Annotated in this window: 9 protein-coding genes; all 9 read left to right on the forward strand. The window is 40.7% G+C overall.

Annotation, left to right across the window (positions count from 1 at the left end; all coding sequences use genetic code 11):
* Nucleotides 1–12 precede the first annotated feature (12 nt).
* The 9 genes from mobA (at nucleotide 13) to NBX25_RS04585 (ending at nucleotide 11,777) form a co-directional block, all read left to right on the forward strand.
* Complete coding sequence (gene mobA, locus NBX25_RS04545; protein ID WP_024564677.1) at nucleotides 13–456, forward strand: conjugal transfer protein MobA; 444 nt, start codon at nucleotides 13–15, stop codon at nucleotides 454–456.
* On the forward strand, nucleotides 453–1,742 hold the full coding sequence (gene mobB / locus NBX25_RS04550) for a conjugal transfer protein MobB (RefSeq protein ID WP_024564676.1): 1,290 nt from the start codon (nucleotides 453–455) through the stop codon (nucleotides 1,740–1,742). The genes mobA and mobB overlap by 4 nt, the downstream gene beginning before the upstream one ends.
* Nucleotides 1,743–1,843: 101 nt before the next feature.
* Nucleotides 1,844–3,844 (forward strand): conjugal transfer protein MobC, encoded by a 2,001-nt coding sequence (gene mobC / locus NBX25_RS04555; protein WP_024564675.1) that lies wholly within the window; start codon nucleotides 1,844–1,846, stop codon nucleotides 3,842–3,844.
* A 165-nt stretch (nucleotides 3,845–4,009) separates the two neighbouring features.
* Complete coding sequence (locus NBX25_RS04560) at nucleotides 4,010–4,366, forward strand: hypothetical protein (protein WP_198418452.1); 357 nt, start codon at nucleotides 4,010–4,012, stop codon at nucleotides 4,364–4,366.
* 91 nt (nucleotides 4,367–4,457) lie between these two features.
* Nucleotides 4,458–4,721, forward strand: coding sequence for a hypothetical protein (locus NBX25_RS04565; protein ID WP_002979422.1), 264 nt, complete (start codon nucleotides 4,458–4,460; stop codon nucleotides 4,719–4,721).
* A 149-nt stretch (nucleotides 4,722–4,870) separates the two neighbouring features.
* Nucleotides 4,871–5,524, forward strand: coding sequence for a HupE/UreJ family protein (locus NBX25_RS04570; protein WP_250252964.1), 654 nt, complete (start codon nucleotides 4,871–4,873; stop codon nucleotides 5,522–5,524).
* An 11-nt stretch (nucleotides 5,525–5,535) separates the two neighbouring features.
* Nucleotides 5,536–6,144, forward strand: coding sequence for a hypothetical protein (locus NBX25_RS04575; protein ID WP_002979420.1), 609 nt, complete (start codon nucleotides 5,536–5,538; stop codon nucleotides 6,142–6,144).
* Nucleotides 6,145–6,165: 21 nt separating this feature from the next.
* Nucleotides 6,166–10,560: a CusA/CzcA family heavy metal efflux RND transporter gene (locus tag NBX25_RS04580; protein WP_002979419.1), complete on the forward strand. Its 4,395-nt coding sequence runs from the start codon at nucleotides 6,166–6,168 to the stop codon at nucleotides 10,558–10,560.
* Between the two features lie 20 nt (nucleotides 10,561–10,580).
* The gene (locus NBX25_RS04585; RefSeq protein ID WP_024564674.1) at nucleotides 10,581–11,777 is read left to right on the forward strand and encodes an efflux RND transporter periplasmic adaptor subunit; all 1,197 of its coding nucleotides are present in this window, start codon (nucleotides 10,581–10,583) and stop codon (nucleotides 11,775–11,777) included.
* Nucleotides 11,778–11,871 lie beyond the last annotated feature (94 nt).

The following is an 11,871-nucleotide window of genomic DNA, read 5'->3' on the forward strand; positions in this document are numbered from 1 at the left end:
AATGGCTTAGTGATGAATGAGAACAGCAAAAAACAGTTAAAAAAGACGGGGCGACCGCTTAAAAACGACCCTGCGAAAATCCGCTACACGATTTCTTTTAACGAGGAGGAACACGCCCGTTTTCTTGCCCTCTTTGATAAATCGGGTATGCAGATAAAGGCACATTTTATAACGTCTTGCATCTTCAATAAGACGATAAAATCGGTACATATTGACAAAGGAACAGTTGATTTCTATATGCGACTGACTTCGTTTCACAGTCAATTCCGCTCTATCGGGGTAAACTATAATCAGATTGTAAAGCTATTGTACAAGAGTTTTTCCGAGAAAAAGGCATCGGCATACCTGTACAAGTTGGAAAAACAGACGGCAGAAATGGTCGAATTGTTCAAAAAAGTTGTGGAGATAACCGAGGAATTTAACCAAAAACACCTCAAAAAACAGCCTGAAAAATGATAGCGAAAATCGGAAGAAGTGCAAATTTATACGGAGCATTGGCGTACAATAATCTCAAAGTTGAAAAGGAAAACGGACAAATTCTGTTTACCAATAAGATTATTGAAACGTCAGACGGGCAATATTCCGTTGCACAATTAGCCCAATCTTTTGCCCCTTATCTGTTGGCAAACCAAAATACGGAGAAACATACCTTGCATATTTCACTCAATCCCGACCCAAAAGATAAGGTCAGCGATGATACTTACAGGGAAATGGCACAGCAGTATATGAAAGAATTAGGCTATGGCGACCAGCCTTTTGTCGTATTCAAACACACCGATATTGACCGCTCTCACATTCATATCGTATCGGTTTGCGTGGACGAAAACGGCAAAAAAATCCCTGATAAGTTTGAGAAAGTACGGTCGATGAATATTTGCCGAGAACTCGAAAAGCAATACAATCTCATACCAGCTACGGACAAGGAACGCCAGCATAACGACAAGATTTTTAAACCTGTGGATTATAAAGCAGGCGACATAAAAAGTCAGATTGCTTCGGTAGTACGACATTTGCCGAACTACTATCAATTTCAGACTTTGGGAGAATACAATGCTTTGCTATCCCTGTTCAATATTACCACCGAGAAAATCGAGGGCGAATTGCAGGGAAAAATGCGAAAAGGTTTATTGTATATTCCATTAAATGAAAAGGGCGAAAGAGCCGGACACCCGTTTAAGGCTTCCCTGTTCGGAAAGAATGCTGGACTGCCAGCATTGGAATTGCATTTTGCGAAATGCAAAACAGCTTTGAAAGACCACCCGACCCAGCAGACTTTAAAAGCAGCCGTTACCATTGCCCTGCAATCTACGGCTGATGAATTGAGCTTTAAAAAGCAGTTGGGCGAACAAGGTATTAATGTAGTGGTTCGCAGGAACGACACAGGACGTATTTACGGTATCACATTCATCGACCACAATTCCAAAACCGTTTGGAATGGCTCACGATTAGCAAAGGAACTTTCAGCCAATACCTTTAATGATTATTGGAACAACAACATTAAACCGGACATTAAAGAACTGGACGAGCCAAAAGAAAAGAAATCCACATCAAATGATGCGGATCTTCCTGCGGAAGAACTGCATCATTTGTTCGACTTAAACATTCCCGATAAAAAAGACGACGGCTTGATTGAAGCCTTTGGCGGTTTGCTTATCCCTGAAGCACAGGGCGAGGACTACGAAGAACAGGACTTTGCTAATAAAATGAAGAAAAAGCGGAAACGCAAGAGAGGTCTGCAATAACATTTAGCCAAACACCGCCACCCACTGCCATTGACTGCCACATTCTTATAGCCACTCTTTTGAGCCTTTAAATTCACGCCCGAACATTTAAAACTTTAGAAATGCAGGGAGAAGACGATTTAAGAGGCTTAGCCAAGATTATGGCTTTTATGCGAGCCGTAAGCATCATTATAGTATTGATGCACTTGTATTGGTTTTGCTACGGGTTCTTTATACACCGTGGCTGGACATTGGAAATCATCAATAAGATTTTAGGGAATTTCAACCGAACAGCAGGACTGTTTGAACACACCTTATATACCAAAGTCTTCGCTTTGGTATTGTTGGCTTTAAGCTGTTTGGGTACAAAGGGCGTTAAGGACGAAAAGATTACTTGGGGCAAAATTTATGTGGCTTTGGGTATCGGTTTCGTCCTTTTCTTTTTGAATTTCCCATTGCTAAAGCTACCACTAAACACCGCCACATTTCTCTATATCCTGACGACGGGTTTAGGTTATATCGCTTTAATGGTTGCAGGGGTTTGGATGAGCCGTTTGCTCCGTAGCAATTTAATGGACGACGTTTTCAACAACGAAAATGAGAGCTTTCAGCAGGAAACCAAGTTAATGCAGAATGATTACTCTGTTAATCTGCCTACAAAGTTTTACTACAAAAACAAATGGAATGACGGTTGGATAAACATTGTAAACCCATTTCGGGCAACGATTGTGCTGGGAACCCCTGGCTCCGGAAAATCGTATGCAATCGTAAATAATTATATAAAGCAACAGATTGAGAAAGGCTTCTCAATGTACATCTACGATTTTAAGTTTGACGACCTGTCCACGATTGCCTACAATCACTTATTAAAGAACAGGCATAAATACAAAGTACCGCCAAAATTTTACGTGATAAATTTTGACGACCCACGCAAGAGCCACCGTTGCAATCCGCTCAATCCCGAATTTATGACGGACATATCAGATGCCTACGAAGCGGCATATACGATAATGTTAAACCTGAACAAAAGCTGGATACAGAAACAAGGGGATTTCTTCGTGGAAAGCCCAATTATTCTATTGGCAGCCATTATTTGGTATCTGAAAATTTATGACAATGGTAAGTATTGTTCCTTTCCCCACGCCATAGAATTACTAAATAAAAGATATGCAGACGTATTTACAATTTTGACTTCTTATCCCGAATTGGAAAACTATTTATCGCCCTTTATGGATGCTTGGCAAGGCGGAGCACAAGACCAATTACAGGGGCAGATAGCTTCCGCTAAAATTCCATTGTCAAGAATGATTAGTCCGCAACTGTATTGGGTTATGACAGGCGACGATTTTTCTTTAGATATTAATAACCCCAAAGAGCCAAAAATTTTGTGTGTCGGAAACAACCCCGACCGACAAAATATTTATTCGGCAGCTTTGGGTTTATACAACTCCCGAATTGTAAAATTAATCAACAAAAAAGGACAGCTTAAAAGCTCCGTTATCATAGACGAATTGCCCACAATTTATTTTAGGGGACTTGACCAATTAATCGCAACTGCGAGAAGTAATTTTGTATCGGTATGTCTTGGTTTTCAGGACTTTAGTCAATTAATACGTGATTATGGCGACAAAGAAAGTAAGGTAATTCAGAACACAGTCGGTAATATTTTTAGCGGTCAGGTTGTCGGCGAAACAGCGAAAAATTTATCCGAACGTTTCGGAAAAGTTTTACAAAAACGCCAAAGTATGACGATTAATCGTAATGATAAATCTACTTCAATTTCAACCCAATTAGACAGCCTTATTCCGGCTTCAAAAATCAGTACCTTAACACAAGGTATGTTCGTGGGTGCTGTTTCCGATAACTTTGACGAACGTATCGAACAAAAGATATTTCACGCTGAAATAGTTGTAGATAATGAAAAGGTTGCTGCCGAAACAAAAGCGTATCAGAAGATACCGGAAATTTTATCCTTTGTTGATGAGAATGGAGTGGATAATATGAAACGGGATATTGATAACAATTACCGTCAGATAAAATTAGATATTGTTCACATTATAGATAGTGAAATGGAGCGTATCAAGAACGACCCGAATTTACAGCACTTGATACAGGAGGGATAGTTTGGACATATCAAAAAATAAATACGATAATTTAGTTTTTTCCGGTATCTAAATTCACTTTTTTGCATCGAATTGATACCCAAATGAATTTATTTACATACATTTGCGATAATGTTGCGTAAGTATTCTGCCATATTGTTTTTAGTTGTTGCCCAAATTGTAATTTTGGGTCACGGCATTGTATCGCACCACCACCACGCTGACATCGTTAATGATGGGCATCATAATGGTAAAAATAGCCATCATAAAGACAGTAAGGAAACACCATTAGAGCTTGCTTTCTCCGGTTTTATACACGCTGGCGAACACGTTTCTTTTACCAATTCTGACGAAACAAGAGTTGTCATATCAAAGGACGATGTAAAATCAGTAAAGGCTTTGCCTGTCGATTTTACCAAGCCTGTTGAATATATCGTAGTCTATCAGAAACACACGTTTCCACCCGATAGGCATATCATTTACTTACCACCGCTCCACGGAGCATATACCCTTCGGGGTCCTCCCTCTTTCATCGTTGCTTAACTTTCAATTCTCCGAAAGTTAAAATTTGAGTTATGCCCAAAATTCAATGGGCAGGTTATTTCTTTATTAATTATCAAATTTTATTTTAACGATGAAAAAATCATTCATTATAGCGGCTTTTGCTGCACTTACATTTGTAGCTTGCAATAACAGTGGAAAATCTTCTTCCGACAATTCCAATACAGAACAAGAGCAGTCAGCTCCGGTAGTCAATCAAGACAGCATTGACAAGGCTCACGGTCATTCGCACGACCCTAACGGCGGACATACCGCACCGGCAGCAAAACAAGACAGTTCTAAGGTTGCACCTGTTAATCAGGATAGTATTGATAAAGCTCACGGACATAAGCATTAATTAATTTTTTAAGCAACGTTTTTCAATCATTGCGGTCAGGGCTTTGGCTATAATGTATTGCATACACCTGTATGCAATACAGCCGGGCTTGTACTGCCTAACTTAAAAATTCAATTATAATGCGGTATATAAAAGTAGTTTTATCAATAGTGCTGTTGCTATTGGTAACAGGCTCGGTGTATGCTCACGGTGTAGATGAGGATACCCAAACTTTCCTCAGTGGAAATTCAGGCGTTGCCTTTGTACCCTTTTTGTACATAGGAGCCAAACATATGTTGACGGGATATGACCATTTATTATTTCTCGTAGGGGTTATATTTTTCCTTTACCGTCCGAAAGAAGTATTGCTGTATGTGAGCTTTTTTACCATTGGACACAGTATTACCCTCTTGTTGGGCGTATTGGCAGATATGGCAATCAATGCTTACCTGATTGATGCAATCATAGCCTTGTCCATTGTGTATAAGGGCTTCGATAATTTGGGTGGCTTTCAAAGGTTCTTGGGGTATCAGCCCAATACCAAAGCGGCTGTTTTAATCTTCGGACTTTTTCACGGCTTTGGTTTAGCCAGTAAATTACAGGAATTGAGTTTTGACCGTACCGGATTGTTGACCAACCTACTTGGTTTTAATATCGGTGTAGAAATAGGTCAGTTCATAGCCTTAGCCCTTGTATTATTTATTATCACTAATTGGAGAAGGTCACCGAGTTTTCTCAAATTCTCGACAGTTACCAATATGTTGCTTATGGCAGCAGGTTTTTTATTGTTCGGCTATCAGTTGGTCGGTTATTTTAATTCTTAAAAATTATCAAAATGTCAGAAATAGCACATCAAATCTTAGATAAGAAATCTATCATTAAGCAGGTCATCTATGCTTTAATTATAGGAGCGGTACTTCTTGTTAGTGCCGTATTACCGGCAGAATACGGTATAGACCCTTTGGGTATCGGTAAAGCAACCGGTTTTAGCAAATTATATGTTGGTGACGGCGGTTCGGAAACGCTTGCTTCGGGACCACATAAAATATTGCAATTGGAAAACGTAGGTTCTCCGGCAGATGTAGCCAAACCTGCGGCAGCAGATAATCCGCCACCCGCTACCCAGCTCGCAGAGCGGACAGACGAAGTAAGTGTCGTTATTCCGGCAGGCGAAGGATTGGAATATAAGATAAATATGTTGAAGCACGGTCAGTTGAAGTACGAATGGATTACCGATAAAGGAGAACTATACTTTGATTTTCACGGAGAGGTTAAGAACAACAGCAACTATTTTGAAAGCTACACCATTGCCTATTCCAACAATATGGTGGGGTCATTGCTCGCTCCGTTTGAAGGTCCGCAAGGATGGTACTTCAAAAACAATTCAAATGAGGACATCACTGTCAAAATCAGAATGAAAGGACAGTATCTCCTTAAACAATAACTATTCTAATAACATTATGGTATGTTAAATAACATCATTCATTTTTCAATCAAGAATAAGTTGATAATAGGATTATTTACCCTGGCATTAATTTGCTGGGGTACGTACTCCCTTACCAAACTTCCTATTGATGCCACACCCGATATCACGGATAATCAGGTGATGGTCATTACTGTATCGCCTACATTGGCGGCACAGGAGGTGGAACAGCTTGTAACCTTTCCGGTGGAGCAGACAATGGTCAGTATTCCCGGTATTAAGGATATGCGTTCCTTTTCCCGTTTCGGGCTTTCAATCGTAACCATTGTATTTAAAGAAAATGTTGACATCTATTGGGGACGACAGCAGGTACAGGAAAGATTGACCATAGCGGAAAAAAGTATTCCCGAGGGTGTCGGTACACCCGAAATGGCTCCGGTAACTACCGGTCTTGGGGAAATCTATCAATACAGCATTCACCCCAAAAAAGGTTATGAAGACAAGTACGATGCCACTGAATTAAGAACTATTCAGGATTGGATTATTAAACGGCAATTATTAGGTACGCCCGGCGTTGCAGAAGTAAGCGGCTTCGGTGGATTTGTAAAGCAATACGAAATCGCTATCGAGCCTGACAGGCTTGCCAGCCAGAACATCAATATCTCCGATATTTTCACGGCATTGGAGAAGAACAACCAGAATACCGGTGGTGCTTACATTGATAAAGGTCCTAATGCTTACTTTATCCGAAGCGAAGGCTTGGTAAAGAACATCGAGGAAATCAAAAAAATAGTGGTCAAAAACGAAGCTGGCGTACCTATTCTTTTAAGAGATGTAGCCGAAGTACGGTTTGGAAACGGACCGAGATACGGAGCAGCCACCCGTAATGGTGAGGGCGAAACTGTAACAGGGGTAGTGATGATGCTTAAAGGAGCTAATTCATCTGAAGTAATTACCAATGTAAAGGCTAAGGTAGCAGAAATAGAAAGCAGCTTGCCTGAAGGTGTGGAAATTGAGCCTTTTCTTGACCGTAAAAAGCTGGTGGACGGAGCTATTTCTACCGTTTCAACCAACCTGATTGAAGGTGCATTAATCGTGATTTTTGTACTGATACTTTTCTTAGGAAACCTGCGTGGCGGGCTTGTGGTCGCTTCCGTAATTCCATTGGCAATGTTGTTCGCCATATCTATGATGAACCTCTTTGGCGTATCAGGCAACCTGATGAGCTTGGGAGCGATAGACTTTGGTATCATCGTGGACGGGACAGTTATCATCGTCGAGGCTGTGCTGCATCGAATAACGGGAAGTAAAGACCGGTACGGAGGTGTGGCAAAACTGACACAGGAGCAAATGGATGAAGAAGTCTATCAATCGTCCCGTAAAATACGCTCTGCGGCTGCATTCGGTGAGATTATCATTCTGATTGTATACCTGCCATTATTAGCGTTGGTAGGTGTAGAAGGTAAAATGTTCGGACCAATGGCACAGACTGTTTCTTTTGCCATTTTAGGAGCTTTCTTGCTTTCGTTTACCTATGTACCGATGATGTCGGCTTTGGTGTTGAGCAAGAAAACAACCCATAAGGAAAACTTCTCCGACAGAATGATGAAGGCTATTCAGAGAGTTTATACGCCTATCATCGAGGGAGCAATGAAAATGAAATTATTGGTCGTTTCTATTGCAGTAGGTCTTTTCATCATTACACTTTTTGTATTCAACCGTATGGGTGCAGAATTTATACCTCAGTTGGATGAGGGTGATTTTGCGGTAGAAACAAGGGTTCCGGTCGGTAGCTCTATCAACCAATTGATAGATGTTTCACAGAAAGCCCAAACTATCCTGCGGAAGAACTATCCCGAAGTAGAAGAAGTAGTAAATAAAATCGGTTCGGGGGAAATTCCCACAGACCCGATGCCTATTGAAGCGGGCGATATGATAGTGAAACTAAAGCCGAAAAAGGAATGGACAAGTGCCAAAGACAGAGAAGAACTGATAGAAAAAATGCAGGCTGACCTATCTGTTATCCCTAACGCTACATTTAGTTTCCAGCAACCTATACAGATGCGTTTCAATGAGTTGCTTACAGGAGCAAAACAGGACGTGGTTCTAAAAATCTATGGAGAAGATTTGGACGTACTATCAGACCTTGCTTCGGATGTGGGTCGTAAAATAAAAAATGTCGAAGGTGTAGAAGATTTATATGTAGAGGAAATAACAGGTTTGCCACAAATCAGCATACAGTTTAACAGGGATAAGATAGCACAGTACGGAATGAATATCGAAGACGTAAACAGTGCCATTGAAACAGGATTTGCAGGTAAAGCAGCAGGTTTGGTATATGAAGGCGAAAGACGGTTTGACTTGGTGGTAAGGCTGGATAATGCTTCAAGAGCAGATATTACGGATGTTCAGAATTTATTTGTAAGTACGCCCACAGGTCAGCAAATTCCTCTAAGTGAAGTAGCAGATATTTCATACAAACCGGGTCCGGTACAAATCCAAAGAGATAATGCCAAAAGACGGATTACACTTGGTTTCAACGTAAGAAACAGGGATGTAAAAAGTATCGTGAACGATATTCAGGATATTGTGGGAGCAAAAGTAAAAATGCCTGCGGGCTATCATATCACCTACGGCGGACAATTTAAAAACCTCGAAGAAGCCAATGCGAGGCTTGCAGTAGCATTGCCGGTGGCACTCTTACTGATTTTACTATTGCTGTACTTTACGTTCCGTTCGGTAAAACAAGGTCTATTGATATTTACTGCAATTCCGTTATCGGCGATAGGTGGTGTATTTGCTTTGCTCATCAGGGATATGCCTTTCAGTATCTCCGCCGGTGTAGGTTTTATTGCGTTATTCGGTGTTGCTGTTTTGAACGGGATTGTATTGATTGCAGAGTTCAACCGTTTGGCTAAGGAAGGGGTTAATGATATTTACGAAAGGGTTCGGATTGGTACACGGGTAAGATTAAGACCCGTACTGATGACAGCCGCAGTAGCTTCGTTAGGATTTTTACCGATGGCAATCTCATCTTCATCAGGTGCAGAAGTACAACGCCCGTTGGCTACGGTAGTTATCGGAGGTCTGATAACGGCAACTGCACTGACCCTTGTGGTACTTCCTGTACTGTATATCTATTTCACAAAATCATCATTCAAGATGCGGAAGCCCAAAACCTTGCCTACGGCAATATTACTATTAGGATTTTTAGGTTTACCGTCGGTAATGAATGCACAAGTACCTACAAATTCCGGTACAAGAGTGCTGACCTTACAGCAATCCATTGATGAAGCGTTGAAAAACAACAACAGCATCAAGATAGCGGAGTATAACATCAATGTACAGCAGGCATTAAAGAAAGGAAGCGTTACTATTCCTAAAACGGAAATTTCCTATACACAGGGTGTAGTAAGTAATCCTACTATTAATGATAACCTGATTAATGTTACACAGCGTTTTGATTTTCCGACCGTTTACAGCAATCAATCAAAGTTGGCACAGGAAAGGATACGCAGCAGCGAAAAATACAAGGCTGTAACCGAAAATGACCTTGTTGAAGACGTAAAGCTGGCTTACCTGCAATATCAGTATATATTGGAGAAAAGACGGCTATTGTTGGAACAGGACACGATTTACAGCAAGCTAAGTAAAGCAAGTAATGCGAGGTATAGAACAGGAGAAAGCACAAGTCTTGAAAATGCTACTTCGTCAGTCCAATACCGACAAATTCAGAATGAGCTGGAAAAGAATGAAGCCGATATACAAATTGCCAAACGTCTTTTACAGACATTGCTTAATACAACCGATGACATCAGCATAGCAGATACGGCATTGGTTGTAAGGGAGGAATTATTGGCTATTGATGGTGTATCAACTACCAACAATCCTATCATTCAATATCTGCAACAGGAAATCAATGTTAGCCAAAGAGAAATATCCTTGCAGAGAAGCAAGATGTTACCGGACATTATTTTAGGTTATAACGGTCAGACCTACAAAGGTCTGCAAACGATTAACGGTGTCGATAGAACTTATACGGGTAAAGACAGGTTTAGTTTTTTCCAAGTCGGTATAAGCATACCTCTTTTTCCGGGTGGTTATAAATCCCAAATCAATGCGGCTAAAATCAATGAACAGATTGCACAAAAACAGGTAGAACTGACGACTACAAATCTGAACGGACAGCTTAAAGAGTTGGCACAGCAGTATGTGAAATTTCAGAAATCTCTAAACTATTATCAGACACAGGCATTGCCACAGGCAGACCTGATTATCAGTAATTCGGATAAGAGTTTTAGAAACGGTGATATTTCCTATACACAATATCTGCAAAACCTTACGCTATCCAATAATATCCATTCAGAGTATATAGACAACCTGTATAATCTTAACCGGGTTATTATTTCCATAGAGGCAATTTTAGGCAACAATTAATCATTCAAAAAATCAGAATAATGAATAGGTCATCATTTAAAAAATATATACCATTATTACTGTCAGCAGTATTGGTGGTTTCGTCCTGTAAGGATAAAAAAGAGAATGCTGCCGAACAGGCTCCGGCAGAAACAGAGAGCAAGACCGATACAGCACCTTCGGTAAGACAAATTACGTTTACCGCTGACCAGTACAAGCTGTCGGAGATACAAACAGGCTCCATAGAATTAAGAAACCTTAGCAATATAATCAAGCTGACAGGAGCTATTGAAGCTGAACCAAACAGCATAGCCACCGTATCAGCACCATTGGGCGGTTATATCAAAACAGCAGGGTTATTGCCGGGGCAAGCTGTAAAAAAGGGGCAGCAATTAGCCACTATTGAAAATCCGGAGTTCATCACCATTCAACAGGAGTATTTGGAAAGCATCGGCAGGCTGGAATATTTGTCACAGGAATACAAAAGACAGCAGGAATTGAGAAATGAAGATGTCAATGCAGCCAAAACCTTCCAACAGGTAAGCTCTGATTACAATGTGATGAAAGCCCGTATTGCAGGTTTGGAACAGCAGATGGCACTTATCGGCATCAGCAGTAACGCCTTGAAAAACAACAAGCAAATTTCCAGAACTGCGGGTATTTATGCTCCCATTTCAGGGTATATCAAAGTCAGTAATACCAATATCGGGAAATACGCCGCACCAACCGATGTCCTGTTTGAGATAACGGGTGTAGATGCACTGCATCTTGCTTTAAATGCTTTTGAAAAGGACTTGGGCAAAATTCAGGTTGGGCAGACCGTTAAGTTTTCACTTTCCAATGAAAATGATTACCGCCATACCGGAAAAGTGTACTTGGTCGGTCAGGCTGCAAATGACAAAAAAATGATACCGGTGCTTTGCCGCTTTACCAAAGATGCAAAACTCTTACCGGGAATGTATGTAAAAGCGTGGGTAGAAACAGGAACGGAACAAAAGAATGCCGTACCTAACGATGCCATTGTTCAGTTGAATGGTTTGGATTACATCATCGTCCAAACAGCAGGGAATAATGACAGCTATACATTCCAGTTGTTGCAAATTGCCAAAGGTGTGGAGCAGGAAGGTTATACAGCAGTTGAATTACCTCAAAGTGCCAATCAGCAATCGTTAAAAGTAGTCACGAAAAACGCTTATACTATCCTTTCAGCTATTAGAAATGCGGAAGAGGAAGAATAACCATATCGGGAAACCGAAGCATAAGAGAAAGAAGAAAAGACCACCTCCGCAAAGGCAGGGAGGTGGTAAATCTTCAAATAATAAATGGGGATAC

It is taken from the genome of Chryseobacterium sp. Marseille-Q3244 (genome assembly GCF_940807095.1).
Taxonomy (GTDB): Bacteria; Bacteroidota; Bacteroidia; order Flavobacteriales; family Weeksellaceae; genus Chryseobacterium.

What these genes read in the sequence shown, in the direction of transcription:
- mobA (WP_024564677.1), top strand. Translation starts at nt 13, where the DNA reads ATGAATGAGAACAGCAAAAAACAGTTAAAAAAGACGGGGCGACCGCTT.
- mobB (WP_024564676.1), top strand. Translation starts at nt 453, where the DNA reads ATGATAGCGAAAATCGGAAGAAGTGCAAATTTATACGGAGCATTGGCG.
- mobC (WP_024564675.1), top strand. Translation starts at nt 1,844, where the DNA reads ATGCAGGGAGAAGACGATTTAAGAGGCTTAGCCAAGATTATGGCTTTT.
- NBX25_RS04565 (WP_002979422.1), top strand. Translation starts at nt 4,458, where the DNA reads ATGAAAAAATCATTCATTATAGCGGCTTTTGCTGCACTTACATTTGTA.
- NBX25_RS04575 (WP_002979420.1), top strand. Translation starts at nt 5,536, where the DNA reads ATGTCAGAAATAGCACATCAAATCTTAGATAAGAAATCTATCATTAAG.
- NBX25_RS04580 (WP_002979419.1), top strand. Translation starts at nt 6,166, where the DNA reads ATGTTAAATAACATCATTCATTTTTCAATCAAGAATAAGTTGATAATA.
- NBX25_RS04585 (WP_024564674.1), top strand. Translation starts at nt 10,581, where the DNA reads ATGAATAGGTCATCATTTAAAAAATATATACCATTATTACTGTCAGCA.